Source organism: Kitasatospora kazusensis (assembly GCF_039529945.1).
Classification (GTDB): domain Bacteria; phylum Actinomycetota; class Actinomycetes; order Streptomycetales; family Streptomycetaceae; genus Kitasatospora; species Kitasatospora kazusensis.
Genome location: NZ_BAAANT010000071.1, coordinates 1 through 18915 on the forward strand (window position 1 = coordinate 1; position 18915 = coordinate 18915).

The 18915-nt window shown below is 71.9% G+C and carries 17 protein-coding genes; 4 read left to right on the forward strand and 13 right to left on the reverse strand.

Going from position 1 to position 18915, the window contains the following annotated elements:
- Window positions 1-495: 495 nt before the first annotated feature.
- On the reverse strand, window positions 496-1761 hold the full coding sequence (gene tyrS / locus ABD330_RS30735; RefSeq protein WP_344469599.1) for a tyrosine--tRNA ligase: 1266 nt from the start codon (window positions 1759-1761) through the stop codon (window positions 496-498).
- Window positions 1762-2025: 264 nt separating this feature from the next.
- Here tyrS and ABD330_RS30740 point away from each other — a divergent pair, with 264 nt between their 5' ends.
- Complete coding sequence (locus ABD330_RS30740) at window positions 2026-2535, forward strand: HNH endonuclease (RefSeq protein ID WP_344469584.1); 510 nt, start codon at window positions 2026-2028, stop codon at window positions 2533-2535.
- A 129-nt stretch (window positions 2536-2664) separates the two neighbouring features.
- Here the strand turns inward: ABD330_RS30740 and ABD330_RS30745 are convergent, their stop codons facing one another.
- The 6 genes from ABD330_RS30745 to ABD330_RS30770 form a co-directional block, all read right to left on the reverse strand.
- On the reverse strand, window positions 2665-4602 hold the full coding sequence (locus ABD330_RS30745; RefSeq protein WP_344469585.1) for an outer membrane protein assembly factor BamB family protein: 1938 nt from the start codon (window positions 4600-4602) through the stop codon (window positions 2665-2667).
- 99 nt (window positions 4603-4701) lie between these two features.
- On the reverse strand, window positions 4702-5001 hold the full coding sequence (locus ABD330_RS30750) for a 4a-hydroxytetrahydrobiopterin dehydratase (RefSeq protein ID WP_344469586.1): 300 nt from the start codon (window positions 4999-5001) through the stop codon (window positions 4702-4704).
- 99 nt (window positions 5002-5100) lie between these two features.
- On the reverse strand, window positions 5101-5862 hold the full coding sequence (locus ABD330_RS30755) for a sulfite exporter TauE/SafE family protein (RefSeq protein ID WP_344469587.1): 762 nt from the start codon (window positions 5860-5862) through the stop codon (window positions 5101-5103).
- A 204-nt stretch (window positions 5863-6066) separates the two neighbouring features.
- A complete protein-coding gene (locus ABD330_RS30760) occupies window positions 6067-7104 on the reverse strand; it encodes an SPFH domain-containing protein (protein WP_344469588.1) in 1038 nt (345 codons plus the stop codon).
- Between the two features lie 57 nt (window positions 7105-7161).
- Entirely contained in the window at window positions 7162-7584 is a 423-nt protein-coding gene (locus tag ABD330_RS30765) for an NfeD family protein (RefSeq protein WP_344469589.1), read from the reverse strand.
- Window positions 7585-7724: 140 nt separating this feature from the next.
- Window positions 7725-8516 carry an ABC transporter ATP-binding protein gene (locus ABD330_RS30770; protein WP_344469590.1) on the reverse strand — a complete coding sequence of 264 codons (792 nt, stop codon included), beginning with the start codon at window positions 8514-8516 and terminating at the stop codon, window positions 7725-7727.
- Between the two features lie 200 nt (window positions 8517-8716).
- On the opposite strand from ABD330_RS30770, the gene ABD330_RS30775 reads away from it, so the two are divergent.
- On the forward strand, window positions 8717-9511 hold the full coding sequence (locus tag ABD330_RS30775; protein ID WP_344469591.1) for a hypothetical protein: 795 nt from the start codon (window positions 8717-8719) through the stop codon (window positions 9509-9511).
- 73 nt (window positions 9512-9584) lie between these two features.
- Here ABD330_RS30775 and ABD330_RS30780 read toward each other — a convergent pair whose 3' ends face one another.
- The 3 genes from ABD330_RS30780 to ABD330_RS30790 form a co-directional block, all read right to left on the reverse strand.
- Window positions 9585-10223: a response regulator gene (locus tag ABD330_RS30780; RefSeq protein ID WP_344469600.1), complete on the reverse strand. Its 639-nt coding sequence runs from the start codon at window positions 10221-10223 to the stop codon at window positions 9585-9587.
- A gap of 1 nt (window position 10224) precedes the next feature.
- Window positions 10225-11373 carry a GAF domain-containing sensor histidine kinase gene (locus ABD330_RS30785; RefSeq protein WP_344469592.1) on the reverse strand — a complete coding sequence of 383 codons (1149 nt, stop codon included), beginning with the start codon at window positions 11371-11373 and terminating at the stop codon, window positions 10225-10227.
- A 240-nt stretch (window positions 11374-11613) separates the two neighbouring features.
- Window positions 11614-14103: an FHA domain-containing protein gene (locus tag ABD330_RS30790; protein ID WP_344469593.1), complete on the reverse strand. Its 2490-nt coding sequence runs from the start codon at window positions 14101-14103 to the stop codon at window positions 11614-11616.
- A gap of 243 nt (window positions 14104-14346) precedes the next feature.
- Between ABD330_RS30790 and serB the strand changes: the two genes are divergently transcribed.
- The gene (serB, locus tag ABD330_RS30795; protein WP_344469594.1) at window positions 14347-15615 is read left to right on the forward strand and encodes a phosphoserine phosphatase SerB; all 1269 of its coding nucleotides are present in this window, start codon (window positions 14347-14349) and stop codon (window positions 15613-15615) included.
- Between the two features lie 70 nt (window positions 15616-15685).
- Here the strand turns inward: serB and ABD330_RS30800 are convergent, their stop codons facing one another.
- The 3 genes from ABD330_RS30800 to ABD330_RS30810 form a co-directional block, all read right to left on the reverse strand.
- Window positions 15686-16213 (reverse strand): SixA phosphatase family protein, encoded by a 528-nt coding sequence (locus ABD330_RS30800; protein WP_344469595.1) that lies wholly within the window; start codon window positions 16211-16213, stop codon window positions 15686-15688.
- Window positions 16214-16317: 104 nt separating this feature from the next.
- Window positions 16318-16440 carry an SGM_5486 family transporter-associated protein gene (locus tag ABD330_RS30805; RefSeq protein WP_344469596.1) on the reverse strand — a complete coding sequence of 41 codons (123 nt, stop codon included), beginning with the start codon at window positions 16438-16440 and terminating at the stop codon, window positions 16318-16320.
- Between the two features lie 167 nt (window positions 16441-16607).
- Entirely contained in the window at window positions 16608-17909 is a 1302-nt protein-coding gene (locus ABD330_RS30810) for a CynX/NimT family MFS transporter (RefSeq protein ID WP_344469597.1), read from the reverse strand.
- Between the two features lie 82 nt (window positions 17910-17991).
- On the opposite strand from ABD330_RS30810, the gene ABD330_RS30815 reads away from it, so the two are divergent.
- The gene (locus ABD330_RS30815) at window positions 17992-18672 is read left to right on the forward strand and encodes a FadR/GntR family transcriptional regulator (protein ID WP_344469598.1); all 681 of its coding nucleotides are present in this window, start codon (window positions 17992-17994) and stop codon (window positions 18670-18672) included.
- Window positions 18673-18915: the final 243 nt, after the last annotated feature.

The following is an 18915-nucleotide window of genomic DNA, read 5'->3' on the forward strand; positions in this document are numbered from 1 at the left end:
CTCCAACCCGGATCAAGGACCCGGGCCGGGGATGTCAACATATCTGGCGTTGACTTTTGGCACGCTGTTGAGTTCTCAAGGAACGGACGCTTCCTTCGGGCTGCTCTCGCAGGCTCTCCGGGCGCTTCGTTCTTTCGTATTTCGAGTTTATCAGATGTTTTCCGCTCCGTTTTCCGGAGTTTCATTCATCCGATTTACTCGGGCCTTTCGGCGTTCCCCGACTGTATCAGAGTTATTCACTTCGCCTTTCCCTCTCGATGTGCATCGAAAGGGTGCGCGAGCAATCGCTCATCAGTTCAGGGGGTCCGCCTGTGGTTCCGGTCGGTCAGGGCCGGCCGAGTGGCTGTCCCGTCTACCCGTCCGAATCAGGCGACTCGCTCTACGTTAGGCCAACGAAAGGTGTCCGTCAAACACCGAGGGGCCGGATCCGTCCGGATCCGGCCCCTCTCAGGCGATGTCACAGCTCAGCCGGGACACGTTTTCAGCCAACCGGCCTCAGCCGGCCACCAGCTCGACCGCCGCCAGGTTGCGCTTTCCACGGCGCAGCACCAGCCAGCGGCCGTGCAGCAGGTCCGACTCGGCCGGCGTGGCCTCCTCGTCGGCGACCTTGGTGTTGTTGAGGTAGGCGCCGCCCTCCTTCACCGTCCGCCGGGCGGCGGAGCGGCTCGGGGCCAGTCCGGTCTCGACCAGGAGGTCGACGACCGGGAGCAGCTCGGTGACCGTTGCCTTCGGGACCTCGGCGAGGGCGGCGGCAAGGGTCGCGGGCTCCAGCTCGGCCAGGTCGCCCTGGCCGAAGAGGGCCTTGGAGGCGGCGACGGCGCGCTCGTACTGCTCGGCGCCGTGCACCATCGTGGTGAGTTCCTCGGCCAGGGCGCGCTGGGCGAGGCGGGCGGCGGGGCGCTCGGTGGTCGCCTGCTCCAGCTCCTCGATCTCCGCGTGCGAGCGGAAGCTGAAGATGCGCAGGTAGTTCGAGACGTCCCGGTCGTCCGCGTTCAGCCAGAACTGGTAGAAGGCGTACGGCGTGGTGAGCTCCGGGTCCAGCCAGATGGTACCGGACTCGGTCTTGCCGAACTTGGTGCCGTCCGCCTTGACGATCAGCGGGGTGGCGAGCAGGTGGACGGACTTGCCCTCGGCCCGGCGGATCAGGTCGCTGCCCGCGGTGAGGTTGCCCCACTGGTCGCTGCCGCCGGTCTGCAGGGTGCAGTTGTAGCGGCGGTTCAGCTCCAGGTAGTCCATGCCCTGGAGGATCTGGTAGCTGAATTCGGTGTAGCTGATGCCGGAGTCGGAGTTGAGCCGTCGGGCGACGGCCTCCTTGGCGATCATGTTGTTGACCCGGAAGTACTTGCCCACGTCGCGCAGCAGGCCGATGGCCGACATCCCGGAGGTCCAGTCCAGGTTGTTCACCATGCGGGCCGCGAACTCGCCCTCGAAGTCGAGGAACTTCGAGATCTGGCCCCGGACGCGGTCCACCCAGCCGGCCACCGTCTCGGGGTCGTTGAGGACGCGCTCCGCCGTCGGCTTGGGGTCACCGATCAGGCCGGTGGCTCCGCCGACCAGGCCGAGCGGGAGGTTTCCGGCCAGCTGGAGGCGGCGCATGGTGAGGATCTGGACCAGGTTGCCGAGGTGCAGGCTCGGGGCCGTCGGGTCGAAGCCGCAATAGAACGTGACCGGGCCGTCCGCGAACGCCTTGCGCAGTGCGTCCTCGTCGGTGGACAGGGCGATCAGCCCTCGCCACCGCAGCTCCTCGACGATGTCCGTCACGGTCACGCTTCTCCTTCTATCGGGCGTCCGGCGCGGTGGGCGGTCCGGCCCTGCGGTCCGCTCGCCGGACGGCTCCAGCGTCCTGGGTCCAGCGTTCTAGAGAGTACGCGGTCCTGGCCAGCGAGTTTCATCGCAGGCCTGCCCGCAGGCGGAAATTCCGTTGTCCACGGGCCCGGGCCGGTTCACAGTGGAGCCACCCGCCATGGGGCGGCAGACGGGACGGCTGGGCCGTCGGGCGCAGCCGCTCAGGGAGGTGTGGCCGGGATGCGCAACACGCTGGTACTGAACGCGAGCTACGAGCCCTTGACCACGGTGTCGCTCCAGCGCGCCGTCGTCCTCGTACTGCAGGACAAGGCCGTGGTCGAGCACGCCCATCCGCTGCGGATGGTGCGCGGTACCGGCGTCGCCGTACCGGTGCCACGGGTGATCAGACTCCAACGGTACGTCCGGGTGCCGTTCCGACAACGGGCGCCGTGGTCGCGGCGCGGTGTCCTGGTCCGTGACCAGCACCTCTGTGCGTACTGCGGGCGGCGGGCCACCACGGTGGACCACCTGCAGCCGCGGTCGCGCGGCGGTGCCGACAGCTGGATGAACACCGTGGCGGCCTGCGCCGAGGACAACCAGCGCAAGGCCGACCGGACGCCGGAGCAGGCGGGGATGCGGCTGCTCCGTACCCCGTTCGAGCCGACCCCGGAGGCCACGCTGATGCTGGCGCTGGGCCTGCGTGGCAGCGAGCTGACCGAGCTCGCCGCGTGGCTGCCCGCGGCGGCCTGACGGCTGCCGGCGGGCCTGCCTTGTCCTGCCTTGTCCCGCCTCTGGGGAAGGGACTGCGCGAGACCGGGAGTGACGGAAACGTCCCTCCCGGTCTCGCGCAGTCCCTCGTGCCCCCCGGGGGCAACGACGTCAGCTCTTGGCCTCGAAGGCCGTGGCGATGCCGAAGTTGGACGAGTGCTCGGGTACCGAGACGAACTTGCCGCCGCCGACCAGTACGCGTCCGGAGGTGAGCAGCGAGCCGGTGCCCTGGGGGTAGGAGCCGCCGGCGCTCTCCTGGCCGCCGGTGAGGGTGAAGCGGCTGAGGTGGGCCGGCTGGTCCAGGCGTTCGTCGACGGCGAGCAGCAGGGCCCCGGAGTCGAAGCCGACGGCGCGGGCCTTGCCCTTCTCGGTGACGGCGGTCTTCCAGAGCGCCTTGCCGGTGCTCAGGTCGTAGGCGGTGACGGTCGGGGCGCCGGTGCCGGCCGGGGTCAGGGTGGTCACCATCGTGTGGTCCTGGAAGAACACGTTGGGGACGGCGTCGAAGGTGCCCCGGGCGGCGTCGAGCCGGCCGGCGTCGGTGGAGACCGGGATCTCGGTGCTCGGGTCCCCGGTGGGGCCCCAGGCGAAGATCCGGTCGTCGGTGGGCTTGTCGCCGGTGGTGAGGACGGCGGCGGGCTCGGCGGAGAGCACGGTGACGGTCTTCGGCTGGTTGTTGAGGCCGCGCCACCACCTGACCTTGCCGTCGGCGGTGTCGAGCGCGACGGCCTGGTCGACGGGTGCGCTGTCGGCGCAGCTGCTGTGCAGCAGGACGGTGCCGCCGGACGCGCTGCCCGAGAGGGTGCAGAACTTGCCCTGGCCGGCGTACTGCCAGGCGTCCTTGCCGTCGGCGGCGGCCCAGGCCGAGACCTTGTCGTCGCCGACCGCGACGACCTTGTCGCCGGTGACGGCGACGTGGGCGGCGTAACTGCCCTGGGTGTCGGAGAGGGTCTTCGTCCAGACGGTCTTGCCGGTCTTGGTGTCGACGGCGGCGAGCAGGCTGCACGGGCTCTTGGGGTCGGCCTGCGGGCGGAACAGGACGGCGCCGAGGCCGGTGGAGCCCACGGTGGGCGAGAGTCCGCAGGCGGTGGCGCCCTGGCTGGGCGGTGCCACCGTCCAGGTCGGCTTGCCGTCGGTCAGGGCGTAGGCGTGCACGCCGGTGCTGTCCGCCCGGACCACGGCGTCGCCGAGCAGCCAGCTGCCGACCAGGGTGTCGTCGGCGCCGGTCGCGGCCGCGGCGGCCGGCTGGGCGGACCAGGCCTTGGCGTGGGCGACGGTGAAGCCGGGGGCCGGTGCGCTGGAGCCGCCTGCGGCGGGGGTACCGCCGCCGCCGGCAGTGGCCAGGTAGCCGGCGGTGACCAGGACGGCGAGGGCGGCCGCGCCGGCCCCCGCCCGGATCGCGAGGGCGCGCCTGCTGGGCGCGTGGTCGGCCGAGATCACCGCGTCGGCGGCGGCCTTGGCGCGTTCGACCAGCGAGGGCCGGGCGCTGGGTCCGGCCGGGTCCCCCGCCTCGGACCGGTCGGCGGGCTCGGCGAACGACGGGGCCGCCGGCCTGGCGGAGTCCGCGTCCGCCGCACCGTCAGCGGGCTCGACCGGCTGGTCGGACCCGTAGAGGTTGTAGTAGCCGTCGACGCCGGGCGGGGCGTACAGCTGCTGCTCGGCGTCCGGGTAGGAGGCGTAGCCGGTGCCCTGGTCGCCGACGGGCTGCTGCTGGTGCTGCTGCTGCTCGTAGCCGGACGGCTGGATCCCGGTGGACTCGAACCCGGACGGCTCGAAAGCGGTCGGCGCGAACCCGTCGGGCTGGTAGCCGGGCTGCTCGTACCCCGCCGGGTAGTAGCCCTCGGGTGCGTGCTGCTGCGGGAGTTCGGACGGCCACGCCTCGGCCCCCGGTGTGCCCCAGCCCTGCTGGTCGGCACCCGGGTACGGCTGCTGCTGGTATCCGCCGCCGCCCCACTGGTCCCCCGCCGGCTCCTGCTGCGGTGGGTACCAGGGCTGCTGGTAGTCGTACCCGGCGGGCTCCTGCCCGGCGGTGCCGGAGTGCTCCTGAGCCATGCGTTCCGTCCGTCCAGACTGCTTGCTACAAGCTGTCAGCATCTCACGGCGGACGGACCGGACCGGTCGGAAGTACGGGTCCGGGGTATCGGCCGGGGGTCAGCGGACGGTGCGCAGGGCCTCGTCGATGTGGGCCGCGAGGGTGAGATCGAGGCTGGTCAGACCGCCCGCGCTGTGGGTGGAGAGGACGAACCGGAGGGTGCGCCAGCGGATGTCGATGTCAGGGTGGTGGTCGAGTTGCTCGGCCGTCTCCGCGACCGCGTCGACCACCCGGATCGCGGTCGGGAAGCTCGCGGTCTCGGCGGTGCGGGTGATCTCCCCGCCCGCGCGGGTCCAGTCCGGCAGGGCGGCCAGGCCGGCCGTGATCTCGTCCTCGGTCAGACGGGCTCGGCTGCTCACAGTCGGTCTCCTCGTGCGGGGGGGAAGGCGTGCTGCCGACGAGCATAGGAAGGTCCGGACGCCGGGCGGCCGCGACACCTCGCGGCACCTGAGGGAATGTCAGCCGGTCAGGAGTCTGCCGACGGCGACCAGGCCGATCACCACGATCAGTCCGCGCAGGACGGTCGGCGACAGCCGGCGCCCGACCTTGGCCCCGAGTTGCCCGCCGAGCACCGAGCCGACGGCGATGAGCAGCACGGCCGTCCAGTCGATGGCCGAGGTGAACAGGAAGAAGACCGCGGCGACGGCGTTCACGATCAGGGCCAGCGCGTTCTTCGCCGCGTTGATCCGCAGCATGCTGTCCTGGAGCAGCATGCCCATCATGGCGAGCAGCAGGACGCCCTGGGCCGCACCGAAGTAGCCACCGTAGACGCCCGCCAGGAAGACCCCGCCGAGCAGCAACGGGCCGACCTCCGAGGCGCCGTCCTCGTCCCGTCGGCGGGCGGCCATCGCGCGGGCGACGCGGGGCTGGATCACCACCAGGACGAGGGCGAGCAGGATCAGCACCGGGACGATCGTGTCGAACGCCTTGCTGGGCAGGCTGACGAGCAGACCGGCGCCGAGCAGGCCGCCGAACAGCGAGGCGGTGCCCAGGCGGCGGAGCCGGGGTGCCTGGCCCACGAGTTCGCGGCGGAATCCGACGGTGGCGCTGATCGAGCCGGGGACCAGTCCGAGGGTGTTGGAGACGTTCGCGGTGACCGGCGGCAGGCCGAAGGCGAGCAGGACGGGGAAGGTGATCAGGGTGCCCGAACCCACCACCGCGTTGATCGTCCCCGCGCCGACTCCGGCGAGCAGGACGGCGAGTCCCTCCCAGAACGTCATGTGCGAATCCCTCCAGCGGTGCTGTCAGGGAGGATCATGCAGCAGCCTGCGGCGCGGCGGCCAGTGCATTCCGCAATCCGGTACACGGAGGCAACTGTTCAGCCACGAACAGGGGCGCGGGGAACCGCGCGAAGTCGGAAGGCAACGGTCTGCACTCTTCCGGTTTCGCGCAGTTCCCCGCGCCCCTGTCCGTGGCCGGCCGGGTTACTCCGGGTCGATGGTCGGGTACTGGCGCGGGGGTTCGACACGGGGGCGGGCGGTGCCCTTCTCGGTGTCGAGGGGGCGGGGGCCGGCCGTGTGGTCGCCCTTGTCGAGCGGGACCTGGGTCGCGGCCGGGGCCGCGCCGTTGCCGCCGTTGCCCGCGAAACCGCCGGCCATGCCGCCGAACGCGCCGCCGAGGCCCTTGAGGGCGTCGCCGACCTCGCTCGGGATGATCCAGAGCTTGTTGGAGTCGCCCTGGGCCAGCTGGGGCAGCGTCTGGAGGTACTGGTAGGCGAGCAGCTTCTGGTCGGCGTCGCCGTCGTGGATGGCCTCGAAGACCGTCCGGATGGCCGCCGCCTCACCGTCGGCCTTGAGCACCGCGGCCTGGGCCTCACCCTCGGCGCGCAGCACGTCCGCCTGCTTCTCGCCCTCGGCGCGCAGGATCGCGGCCTGCCGGGCGCCCTCGGCGGTGAGGATCGCGGCGCGCTTGTCACGGTCGGCGCGCATCTGCTTCTCCATCGAGTCCTGGATGGAGGTCGGCGGCTCGATCGCCTTGAGCTCGACGCGGTTGACCCGGATGCCCCACTTGCCGGTCGCCTCGTCCAGCACGCCGCGCAGACCCGCGTTGATCACCTCGCGGGAGGTCAGGGTCGACTCCAGGTCCATCGAGCCGATGATGTTGCGGAGCGTGGTGACGGTGAGCTGCTCGATCGCCTGGATGTAGCTGGCGACCTCGTAGGTCGCGGCCCGGGGGTCGGTGACCTGGTAGTAGATGACGGTGTCGATGTTGACCACCAGGTTGTCCTGGGTGATCACCGGCTGCGGCGGGAAGGGCACGACCTGCTCGCGCAGGTCGATCCGGTTCCGGACGTTGTCGATGAACGGGACCACGATGTTCAGACCCGCGCTGAGGGTGCGGGTGTAGCGGCCGAAGCGCTCGACGATCGCGGCACTGGCCTGCGGGATCACCTGGATCGTCTTGATCAGTGCGATGAAGGCCACCACGACCAGGACGACCAGCACGATAAGGACGGGTTCCACGTACTTCTCCCCTAAGCAGAAACAAACCCTGGACGTACGGACAGGCTGGATGGAGCGTCAGACGACCAGCGCGGTCGCTCCCTGGATCTCGACGACGTCGACGCGCTGGCCCGGCTGGTAGACGCTGCCGGGGTGGAGCGCCCGGGCCGACCAGATCTCGCCGTTCAGTTTGATCCGCCCGCCCTCCTCGTCGACCCGCTCCTGGACCACCGCCGTGGCGCCCGCGAGCGCCTCGATGCCCATCTTGACCCCCGGGTTCCGCCGCAACTGCCGGTAGGCGATCGGGCGGACGAGGACCAGCAGCGCGACCGAGACTCCCACGAACACCAGGAACTGCGGCACCACCCCCGCGCCCACCGCCGCGGTGAGCGCGGCGGCGCCGGCCCCGACCGCGAACATGGCGAACTCCGGCAAGGCCGTGAGCACCAGAGGTATGCCCAGAGCGACGGCGACCAGTAGCCACCAGATCCAGCTGTCCACGGATCCATCCTAGGGAGGAGGGGACTCTCCCGGAGAGAAGTTCCCGCAGGTGGATGGACGGAAACCGGCCGTACGTACGACCGGAACCGGTTCGGCCCGGTTCCGGCCGTTTCGAGCCGGCCCGGCCCGGTGCGCGGGCGTCAGCCCAGCGGGAGGCCCTGGGCGGACCAGCGGTCGCCGTGGCGCTCCAGGGTGAGCGGGAGGCCGAAGCAGAGCGAGAGGTTGCGGGCGGTCAGCTCGGTGTCGATCGGGCCGGCGGTGAGCACCTTGCCCTGGCGGATCATCAGCACGTGGGTGAAGCCGGGGGCGATCTCCTCGACGTGGTGCGTCACCATCGCCATCGCGGGGGCGTACGCGTCCTGGGCCAGCGCGCCGAGGCGGCGGACCAGGTCCTCGCGGCCGCCGAGGTCGAGGCCGGCGGCGGGCTCGTCCAGCAGCAGCAGCTCGGGGTCGGTCATCAGGGCGCGGGCGATCAGGGTGCGCTTGCGCTCGCCCTCGGAGAGGGTGCCGAACTTGCGGTGGGTGTAGCCGGCCATACCGAGCCGGTCGAGCAGGACGAGGGCGCGCTGCTCGTCGGTGGTCTCGTACTGCTCACGCCAGCTGGCGGTCATGCCGTACGCGGCGGTGAGCACGCTCTGCAGGACGGTCTGGTCCGCGGGCAGCTTGTCGATCATGGACGCGCCGGCCAGGCCGATCCGCTGGCGCAGCTCGAAGACGTCGACCGAGCCGAGCTTCTCACCGAGGATCGCCGCGTTGCCGGTGCTCGGGAAGAGGTAGGTGGAGGCGACCTGGAGCAGGGTCGTCTTGCCGGCGCCGTTGGGGCCGAGGATCACCCAGCGCTCGCCCTCCGAGATCGACCAGGAGACCTGGTCGACAAGCGCGCGGCCCTCCCGGACCACGGATACGTCCACCAGCTCCAGCACGTCGCTCATGCCTACGCCTTCCCCAATGCAGAATTCGGCCGTCCGAGGGGTCCTGCGCGCGGGTCCTCGGTGCGGTCCACTCGTTCGACTAGTCGGTGCGGGCGGGCAGCCTACTCCGGCCGCCTGGTAAGGCAAGGAGGGGTGCGCCGCTCGCAGCACAGAGCAAACCTACGCCACGCGGATGGCCGGTCATTCCGTAGGCTGGCCCGATGCTCGCTACTCCCGCTGACAATCCGTACGAAGAGCCGCGCTCCGGGCGGCTCACCGCATGGGGCAACGCCCTGCTGAACGGTTTCGCGCCGCCGGACAACGCCGCGGCCGCCGTACTGGGCGAGGACGAGACGCACCGGGTCACCGGCCTGCCCGGGGACCCGGCGGGCGAGCTGCACGGCCTCACCTGGGCGCTCGGACGGCTGCGGGTGCTCGGCGTCACAGGGCTGCGGCTGGCCCTGCCGAGCCCCGGGCATCCGATCGGCCTGACCGGCCCGGCCGAGTTCAACACCCGCGCGATGGCCGCCGGCGAGGCGGTGCTCGCGATCGGGGTGCCGCTCGGGCTGGTGCCCGAGGTCGAGGTGTACGGCCCGGCCGGGGACCGGTCGGCGACGGTGCTGTGGCGTTGCTCCGCGGTGAACGACGGGCCGCCCGCCGACGTCGCCTCGCTCGGGGAGGCGGAGCGGGAGCTCGCGGAGACCCTGCGCGAGGCCACGCTGCTGCTCACCAAGCTGGACGTGGCCGGTGCCGGGCCGGAGGCGCTGCGCGCGCTGGAGGCGTACCGGCGGCGCGGCCACGCGGAGCTGCTCGCGCCCGGGTACCCGCCACGGGCCGTCCGGGTCCTGGAGTCCGCGCGGCAGGTCTCGGCCCTGCTCGCCATCGCGCTGAGCGGCCACGGCGCGGCGGTCAGCGCCTCGGAGATGACGGCCCGCCGGGAGGTGCTGGCCCCGCTCCGGCGGACGGCCCGCAGGGCGCAGGTCGCCGCGTACAACGCGCTGCCGGACGAACAGTAGGCGTACGCAACCGGGTACCCCCACGCGCCCCTGCCGTGGTTGCCCTGAGCTGTGATCCGCGCCCCCGGTGGGGCTACGCCTCGCCGTTGCGGACGGCCCAGAGCGCGGCCTGGGTGCGGTCGGCGAGGTCGAGCTTCATCAGGATGTTGCTCACGTGGGTCTTCACGGTCTTCTCGCTCAGGTGCAGGCTGCGGGCGATCTCACGGTTGGAGCGGCCGTCGGCGATGTGGCCGAGCACCTCGCGCTCACGTTCCGTCAGGGTGCCGCCGCGGCCCTGGGGTGCGCGGGGGGAGTCGTCGGAGAGCAGCGCCTCGGCGAGTTCGGGCTGCAGCAGGACGTGCCCCGCGTGGACGGACCGGATCGCCCCGGCGAGGGCCTCCGGGTCGACGTCCTTGTAGACGTACCCGGCGGCGCCGGCCCGCAGGGCGGGGACCATGGTGCGGTGCTCGGTGAAACTGGTGACGATCAGGATCCGGGCCGTGCTGCCCTGCTGCTTGAGCAGCTTGAGCGCCTCGATGCCGTCGACACCGGGCATCTTCAGATCCATCAGGACCACGTCGGGGAGCAGCTCCTGGGCCCGGGCGACACCGTCGGCGCCGTCGGCGGCCTCGCCGACCACCTCGATGTCGTCCTGGACCTCCAGGAACGTACGCAGGCCACGCCGGACGACCTGGTGGTCGTCCACCAGCAGGACGCGGATCGGTGACGTCAGATCAGGCACCGGGGACCTCCAACTCGACGACGGTCCCCTTGCCCGGGGCCGATTCCAGGGACAGTCTGCCGCGCACACCGGCCGCCCGGTCGCGCATCGACACCAGGCCGAGGTGCCGGCCCGCACGGCGGACCGAGTCCGGGTCGAATCCGCGCCCGTCGTCGGCGACCCGCAGCACGGCGCCCCTGGCGGGCGTGCCGGTCAGGCTGATGTCCACGGTGCTCGCCCCGGAGTGCCGCAGGGCGTTGTGCAGCGCCTCCTGGGCGACCCGCAGGACCGCCGCCTCCTGGGCCGGCGGCAGCGTCCGCACGCCCTGGGTGCTGAACCGGACGACGGCGGAGTGCGCCCGGTCGAGCACCTGCGCCTGGGAGGCGAGCGTCGCCACCAGGCCGTCCTCGTCCAGCGCGGCGGGCCGCAGCTCCACCACCACGGCGCGCAGTTCGTCGGCCGCCTCGGCGGCGAGCCGGGCGACCTCGTCGAGTTCGGCCCGGGCCCGGGCCGGGTCGCGGTCGACCAGCTTGGCGGCCGCCTTGGCGGTCAGCCGCAGCGAGAAGAGCTTCTGCGAGACGGCGTCGTGCAGGTCGTGGGCGATCCGGGCCCGCTCACCGGCCAGGGTGAGCTCCCGGCTGCGCTCGTACAGGCGTGCGTTGCCGAGCGCGAGGGCCGCGTGGGCGGCGAGGATCCGGAGCAGCTCCTCGTCGTGCGCGGTGAAGCCGCCCGCCTTGTTGGCCAGGAACACGGCGCCGAGGATCTCCGTGCCGTCGATGATCGGCATCCCGAGGAAGTCCTTCAGCTCGGGATGCGCGTCGGGCCAGCCCTCGAAGGCCGGTGCCCGGCGGACGTCGGCCAGCCGGGTGGGCGTCATCTCGTGCAGCATGGTGGCGAGCACACCGTGCTGGCGGGGCAGCGGGCCGATCGCCTTCCACTGCTCGTCGGTGACACCGTCCACCACGAACTGGGCGAAGCCCCCGTGGTCGTCGGGGACCCCGAGCGCGGCGTACTCGGCGCCGAGCAGGTTACGGGCCGAGGCGGTGATCCGCCGCAGCACCTCCCGCACCTCCAGGTGCCGGCTCATCTCCAGCACCGCCGCACTGACCGCTTCGATCCCGCTCAGCGAGGGGTCGCAGTCGGGGGGTTCACAGGTGGACATGCCTTCACGCTACCGGCGCGGCCACACCCACCGCGTCGGCCTCCCGCCCGGGGAGACCCACGTCCGTGGACCTAGGACTGCGCGCCCACGGGCAACCACAACAGGGGCGCGGGGAACTGCGCGGACAACCGTGCACGGACGTCGTGCCTCGGTCGCGCAGTTCTCCCCCAGCCTTCGGCCGGGAGGTGCCCCCACGCGCCCCTGGGTAGTGCCTGGCCGGCCACATGCCATAGCTGCGGGTCAGCCCTGCTGCATGACCTCGGGCTCGTGGCGCCGCAACAGCCTCAGTACCAGGAAGCCGAGGGCGGTGGCGATGACGACCAGGGCGAGGTTGTCCAGGACCCAGTAGCCCGCGTGGTGGCTCCACAGGGAGTCCAGCGGGAACTTGTCCCCGCGCTTCGCGTTGGCCATCGGGGCGAGCTTGGCGAGGTCCAGGGTGGTGCCGACGGAGCCGACGCCCCAGCGGGCCGGCATCAGCCAGGCGAGCTGCTCCACGCCGGGCTTGTCGTAGATCTGGAAGACCGCGCCCGTGAAGACCATCTGGATGATCGCGAACATCACCAGCAGCGGCATGGTCTTCTCGGCCGTCTTCACGAGAGCCGAGATCACCAGGCCGACCATCATCGAGGCGAAGCTGAGCAGGACGATCCCGATCGTCATCTCCAGGAGCGGCAGCTGCTGGAAGACCAGCCCCTGCGCCGGGATCTTCCGCACTCCGATGCCGATCCCGGCGATGATCACGCCCTGCAGGACGCTGATCAGCCCGAGCACGACGATCTTCGACACCAGGTACGCGGACCTCGACAGGCCGGTGGCCCGTTCGCGTTCGTAGATCGCCCGTTCCTTGATCAGCTCGCGGACCGAGTTGGCCGAGCCCGACAGGCACGCGCCGAGGGCCAGCACGAGCAGGACGGTGGCGGCGTTGCCGTTCCGGCCCCCCGGCCCGGGCCGCAGGCCGTAGTCGGACGGGATCAGCGCACTGACGCCGCCCAGGACCAGCGGGAGGATCACCGACAGGGCCATGAAGCCCTTGTCGGAGGCGATCACCGAGACGTACCGCTGGACCAGCGTCCAGAGCTGCGAGCCCCAGCTCTGCGGCTTGAGCGGGCGGGCCTGCTCGCGGGAGACCACGGCGGGCTGCGCCGAGGCGGACAGGGCGGCGGAGTCCACGTCCGCCGAGTACTGCTGGTAGTGCACCGAGCCCCGGTAGCGGCCGGCCCAGTCGTGCTCGGGGTAGTTCTCGAAGGCCTGGAAGACGTCGGCCCAGGTCTGGTAGCCGAAGAAGTGCAGCGCCTCGTCCGGCGGTCCGAAGTAGGCCACCGAGCCGCCCGGGGCCATCACCAGCAGCCGGTCGCAGAGCGCGAGTTCGGCGACCGAGTGGGTGACGACCAGGACGGTGCGGCCGTCGTCGGCCAGGCTGCGCAGCGTCTGCATCACCTCGCGGTCCATGCCCGGGTCGAGACCGGAGGTGGGCTCGTCCAGGAAGATCAGCGAGGGCTTGGTGAGCAGTTCGAGCGCGACCGAGACGCGCTTCTGCTGGCCGCCGGAGAGCGCGGTGATGCGGTTGTCGGCACGCTTGTCCAGGCGCAGCTCGAACAGCACCTCGTCGATCCGGCGCTCGCGCTCGGCGGCCTCGGTGTCGCCGGGGAAGCGCAGCCGGGCGGCGTACTTGAGGGCGCTGCGGACGGTCAGCTCCTTGTGCAGGATCTCCGACTGCGGCACCAGGCCGATCCGCGAGCGCAGTTCGGCGAACTGCTTGTAGAGGTTGCGGCCGTCGTAGAGGACGTCGCCGCGGTCGGCCGGGCGGTAGCCGGTGAGTGCCCGCAGCAGGGTGGACTTGCCGGAGCCGGACGGGCCGATGACGGCGACCAGGGACTTCTCCGGGACGGAGAAGCTGACGTCGTCGAGCAGCACCTTCCGGGCGCCCTTGTGCTCGACCTCGACGGTCAGGTGGCAGGCGGAGAAGGTGACGGCGCCGTCGTCGACGAACTCCTGCAACTGGTCGCCGACCAGCTGGAAGGTGGAGTGGCCGACCGTCAGCCGGTCGTACTGGCCGACCAGCTGGCGCTGGACGGGCTGGCCGTTGAGGAAGATGCCGTTGTGGCTGCCGAGGTCGACGATCTCCCAGCGGCCGTCGGGCAGCTGGCGCAGCTCCGCGTGGTGGCGGGAGACCTGGAGGTCGGAGACGACGATCTCGTTGTCGAGGGCGCGGCCGATCCGGATCACCCGCATGGCGGGGGTGAGGTTGCGGATCATCGTCGGGTTGGCCCGGCCGGCGGCCGCCGGCAGCGGCGCGCCCTGCTGCTGCGGGATGCCCGGCGAGGGCGGTGCCCACTGCGGCGGGGTCCCTACGGCCGGGACGGCACTGCGGCTGGTGTCGGCCTCGTGCCAGGCGGGGCCGTCCGGGGTCCGGTCCGGCGTGGTGACGGGCACGGGGGCCGGGGCGGTGAAGGCCAGCCGGGGGCCGTTCTCGGCGTTCCCCAGGTTGACCACGCTGCCCGGGAACAGCGGGACGTGCAGGGCCCGGCCGTTTCCGGCGTACGTGCCGTTGGTGCTGCCGTGGTCCTCCAGCTGCCAGCCGGCGCCGTCGAAGGAGATGGTGGCGTGCCGCCAGGAGACCCGGGCGTCCTCGAAGCGGAAGTCCGACCCCGGGTCGCGTCCGAGGGTGTACGACCGTCCGGGCTCCAGGACCCGCCGCTGTCCGTTGATCTCTGCTACCAGTTGCGGCACTGTCCGCCCGCCCGCTCTCCGGTCCCCCGGCTGATCCGCTATCCGATATCCGACAGTGGCGCATCATTCCAGCCAGGCCCCTCCTGGTGAAAGTCGACGGCCCGGACTGTGACGGCCTCCGAACGTTCCGGGGCCGTCCCGGTGACGGGACGGGGAAGAACGGCGGCCCGGTCCGGGGATCGCGTCCAGGGAGCGGACGGATGCGCCGGTCGGCCGGGCCCGCCCGGTAGCGTGGGGCTCACCATGAACGCACTGCCCCCGGCCGCAGAGCCTGCCCCCGCCCCGCTGCCCCGGACCTTTGACGACGAGCGCACGCTGCTGGTCAAGGTGTTCGGCAAGGACCGCCCTGGTATCACCACGGGCCTGTTCGCCACGCTCGGCGACTTCGGGGTCGAGGTGATCGACATCGAGCAGATGGTCACCCGCGGCCGGATAACGCTCTGCGCCCTGGTCACTCCCCCGGCCGGCGGTGCCCCGGACGCCGAGGGTGCCCTGCGGTCGACCGTCCACCGGTGGGCCGAGGAGCAGCGGCTGCAGGCCGAGATCATCTCCGGTACGGGCGACAACCGGCCGCGCCGGGAGGGCCGCTCGCACGTCACGGTGCTCGGCCACCCGCTCACCGCGACCGCCGTCTCCGCGCTGACCGCCCGGATCACCGAGGCGGACGGCAACATCGACCGGGTGTTCCGGCTGGCCAAGTACCCGGTGGTCGCCGTCGAGATGACCGTCTCGGGTATCGCCACCGAGCGGCTGCGCAGCGAGCTGGTCGCCGAGGCGACGGCCCAGCGGGTCGACATCGCGGTGGTCGAGGCGGGGTTGCACCGCCGGGCCAAGCGCCTGGTGGTGATGGACGTGGACTCCACGCTGATCCAGGACGAGGTGATCGAGCTCTTCGCGGCGCATGCGGGCTGCGAGGAGAAGGTCGCCGAGGTGACGGCCGCCGCGATGGCCGGCGAGCTGGACTTCGCGGAGTCGCTGCGGGCCCGGGTCGCACTGCTGGCCGGGCTGGACGCGGCGGTCACCGAGAAGGTCCGGGCCGAGGTGCGGTTCACTCCGGGGGCGCGCACGCTGATCCGTACGCTCCAGCGGCTCGGGTTCCAGGTGGCGATCGTCTCCGGCGGGTTCACCCAGGTCACCGACCACCTGGTGGAGCAGCTCGGGCTCGACTTCGCGGCGGCCAACACCCTGGAGGTGGTGGACGGGAAGTTCACCGGCCGGGTGACGGGCGAGATCGTGGACCGCGCCGGGAAGGCCCGCTGGCTGCGGCGGTTCGCCGAGCAGGCGAAGGTCCCGCTGGAGCAGACGGTGGCGATCGGCGACGGCGCCAACGACCTGGACATGCTGAACGCGGCCGGTCTCGGGGTGGCCTTCAACGCGAAGCCGGTGGTCCGGGAGGCCGCCGACACGGCGGTGAACGTGCCCTTCCTGGACACCGTCCTCTACCTGCTGGGGATCACCCGCGAGGAGGTCGAGGCCGCCGACGCGGTGGACGGGGACCGCCCGGACCACTGAGCGACCGGACCGCTGAGCAGGGGGCGCGGGGCACCTCCACGCGCCCCTCTGCTCGCGGCTGACCGGGTGCCTAGTCCTTGGGGGTGTGGAAGGCGTCGAGTTGGGCACTGCCCGGTTCGACGCCCTTCCAGGGGCCGGTGAAGCTCAGCATCGCGATGGCGGCGGTCGGGAAGCCGCCGAGGCGCAGGCGCTCCAGCGCCTCCGCCTCGCTGCCGTCCCCGGCCAGGATCTGGGTCAGGCCCAGCACGCCCGGATTGTGGCCGACCAGCAGCAGGTCGGTGAATTCGTCCGGGGTCTCCTGCAGCACGGCGATGATCTCGCCCGGGCTGGCCTCGTACACCCGGTCCTCGTAGACGGTCTTGCGGGCCCGGGTGGGCAGTTCGTGGGCCGCGAGCTTCCAGGTCTCCCTGGTGCGCAGCGCGGTGGAGCAGAGCACGTAGTCGGGGTGGACCCCGGAAGCCGCGAGCCACTGGCCCGCCTCCGGTGCCTGGTGCCTGCCCCGGTCGGCCAACGGCCGCTCGTGGTCGGCGACCCCGTCCGGCCAGTCGGCCTTGGCGTGACGGAGAACAGTGATCCTTCGTGGTGTGTCGGCGCTCATACCTCTAGAGCTTTGCAGAAAACCCGCCGCCGGGCGCGGCGCCCGGGAAGGCGCCACCCGCAGGAGTGGAGCCCGGCCCGGACACCGGGGGCGGCGGGGCCGGATCAGCCGATGTTGTCGGCGACGATGGCGATCACGCTCACCACGACCACGATGGCGAGGATGACGCCCATCAGCTGGAGCAGCTTCTTCTGGCCGTTCGGGGGATTGGGCTCAAGTACTGGCATGGAACCGAGTCTGGCACCCCCCGGGGGCCGCGCGGGACTCGGGGCTCGGCGCTTGACCTGCTCTTTAGGCGGCTCCCCGGACGACCCCTCAGGCCGGACGGCCGGACGGCCGGGGGCAGCGTGTGCCCCCGGCCGTCCGCCCGGGCAACTCGGGTGACTCGGGTGACTCAGGCCGCGCCGGTCTCGTCCTCGATGTGCCGGGGGCGGGCGGCGCGCAGGCCGACGGCCATCTGCGGCACCAGCAGGACGGCCAGGAAGCCGAGCGGCAGGTACCAGGCGTGGGTGGACTGGTAGAGGGTGCCGATCAGGATCGGGCCGGGGATGGAGATCAGGTAACCGATGCTCTGGGCGAAGGCGGACAGTTGCGCCACGCCGCCGGAGGTCCGGGCCCGCAGGCCGATCATGGTCAGCGCGAGCGGGAAGGCGCACATCGACAGCCCGACCAGGCAGGCCCACAGCCAGGGTGCGGCGTCGGCCGCCAGCGCCAGGCCGGTGTACCCGGCGATGCCGCACAGGCCCAGCACCACCACGAAGATCCGCTGGTCACCCCGGCGGGCGGCCAGGTTGGGCAGGATGAAGGAGGCGGGTACGCCGATCGCCATCACGAACGCCAGCAGCACCCCGGAGGTGCTCGCCGAGACGCCGGCGTCCTGGTAGATCTTCGGCAGCCAGCCCATGGTGGCGTACGCGCTGGTCGCCTGGAGGCCGAGGAAGACGGCGAGCGCCCAGGCGGTACGGCTGCGCAGGATCGGCAGCTTGTCGGCGGAGTGGCCGCCGGCCGCGCCGGAGCGTTCGCGCCGGAGCAGGAGCAGCACCAGCCAGAGCGCCAGGGCGGCGGCGGCGAGCAGGCCCCATACCCCGAGGCCGAGCCGCCAGCCGCCGCCGAGCGCGCTGGTCAGCGGGACGGTGACGGCCGCCGCGAGGGCGGTGCCGGCCGAGAGCGCCATCGAGTACAGCCCGATCATCGGGCCGACCTTGTCCGGGAAGTACCGCTTGATGACCACCGGGATGAGCACGTTGGAGACCGCGACACCGGCCAGCGCGACGGCGGTCAACAGCAGGAAGACCGCCGTGCCGCCGGCGAACGAGCGGGCCAGCACGCCGAGCGTGATGGCGGCCATCCCGGCGGTGACCACCGCGATCGGGCCGACCTTGCGGGCCAGCGCCGGGGCGGCCAGGCCGACGACGGCGAAGCAGAACGACGGGACGGCGGTGAGCAGCCCGGCCACGGTCGCGCTCATCCCGAGGCCGGAGCGGACCTGGTCGAGCATCGGGCCGAGGCTGGTGACGACCGGGCGGAGGTTGAGGGCGGCAGCGGCGATCCCGACGGCGAGCAGCCAGGCCAGGTACTTGCTCCGGCGGCCGGCCAGCAGGGCGGCGGTCGTGGTGGAGGCGGCGTCGGCGGTCGGCGTGGTGCTCGTGGCGGGCGCGGTGCTCGCGCCGTCGGAGATCTCTGCTGCGGTGGACATAGCGGCCATCATAGAATGATGGGATGAATATGTGCACCCCGGTACTCTGAGCACCGTCAGACCACATCCAGGAGAGGCAGCCATGGCACTGTCGACCACCCGGCGTACCCCGCTGTCCGATCAGGTGATCGGCCAGCTGCGCGCCCAGATCACCTCGGGCGAGTGGCCGGTCGGCTCACGGATCCCGACCGAGACCGCCCTGGTGGAGCAGCTCGGCGTCGCCCGCAACACCGTGCGGGAGGCCGTCCGGGCCCTGGCCCACAACGGCCTGCTGGACATCCGGCAGGGCTCGGGGACGTACGTCCTGGCCACCAGCGAACTGGCCGGGGTGATGCACCGCCGGTTCGCCGACGCCGACCAGGAGCAGGTCGCGGAGCTGCGGTCGATGCTGGAGACCTCGGCCGCCGGGCTCGCGGCGGCACGGCGCACCGACCGTGACCTGGAGCTGCTGGAGACGGCACTGGCCCGGCGGGAGGCGGCCTGGGCGGCCGGCGATCCGGAGGACTTCGTCCAGGCGGACGCGGCCTTCCACCAGTCGGTGGTGGCGGCGGCCCACAACGACGTGATCGCCGCCGTGTACGCGGACCTCGGCGAGGTGCTGCGGGCGCACCTGCGGCACGACGTCGGCCCGGAGCTCATCGCCGAGAAGTACCTCGGGCACGACGGCATCCTGGACGCGATCCGCGCGGGCGACGCAGCCCGCGCGTCGTACGAGGCGGGGAAGTCGATCGGCGCCTGCGGGGAGCCCTCCGGGCGGGTCTAGCGGCCGAGCGTAGCTGGCCAGCTACGAAGAGGGGCGCGAGGAACTGCGCGAAGTCGGAAGGCAACAGGCCGGAGCCTCCCGGACCCGCGCAGTTCCTCGCGCCCCTGGTTTGTGGCTGGCCGAGTGCAGAAGGTCAACCACAAAAAAGGGGCGCGGGGAACTGCTTGGGTTCTAGGAGTCGTTGCAACACCCCAGTTCAAAGGGGTGCGATGGACTTCGAGATCCGGGTGGACCGGAAGCCGC

What these genes read in the sequence shown, in the direction of transcription:
- ABD330_RS30740 (WP_344469584.1), top strand. Translation starts at nt 2,026, where the DNA reads ATGCGCAACACGCTGGTACTGAACGCGAGCTACGAGCCCTTGACCACG.
- ABD330_RS30745 (WP_344469585.1), bottom strand. Translation starts at nt 4,602, where the DNA reads ATGGCTCAGGAGCACTCCGGCACCGCCGGGCAGGAGCCCGCCGGGTAC.
- ABD330_RS30755 (WP_344469587.1), bottom strand. Translation starts at nt 5,862, where the DNA reads ATGACGTTCTGGGAGGGACTCGCCGTCCTGCTCGCCGGAGTCGGCGCG.
- ABD330_RS30770 (WP_344469590.1), bottom strand. Translation starts at nt 8,516, where the DNA reads ATGAGCGACGTGCTGGAGCTGGTGGACGTATCCGTGGTCCGGGAGGGC.
- ABD330_RS30775 (WP_344469591.1), top strand. Translation starts at nt 8,717, where the DNA reads ATGCTCGCTACTCCCGCTGACAATCCGTACGAAGAGCCGCGCTCCGGG.
- ABD330_RS30785 (WP_344469592.1), bottom strand. Translation starts at nt 11,373, where the DNA reads ATGTCCACCTGTGAACCCCCCGACTGCGACCCCTCGCTGAGCGGGATC.
- serB (WP_344469594.1), top strand. Translation starts at nt 14,347, where the DNA reads ATGAACGCACTGCCCCCGGCCGCAGAGCCTGCCCCCGCCCCGCTGCCC.
- ABD330_RS30800 (WP_344469595.1), bottom strand. Translation starts at nt 16,213, where the DNA reads ATGAGCGCCGACACACCACGAAGGATCACTGTTCTCCGTCACGCCAAG.
- ABD330_RS30805 (WP_344469596.1), bottom strand. Translation starts at nt 16,440, where the DNA reads ATGCCAGTACTTGAGCCCAATCCCCCGAACGGCCAGAAGAAGCTGCTC.
- ABD330_RS30810 (WP_344469597.1), bottom strand. Translation starts at nt 17,909, where the DNA reads ATGTCCACCGCAGCAGAGATCTCCGACGGCGCGAGCACCGCGCCCGCC.
- ABD330_RS30815 (WP_344469598.1), top strand. Translation starts at nt 17,992, where the DNA reads ATGGCACTGTCGACCACCCGGCGTACCCCGCTGTCCGATCAGGTGATC.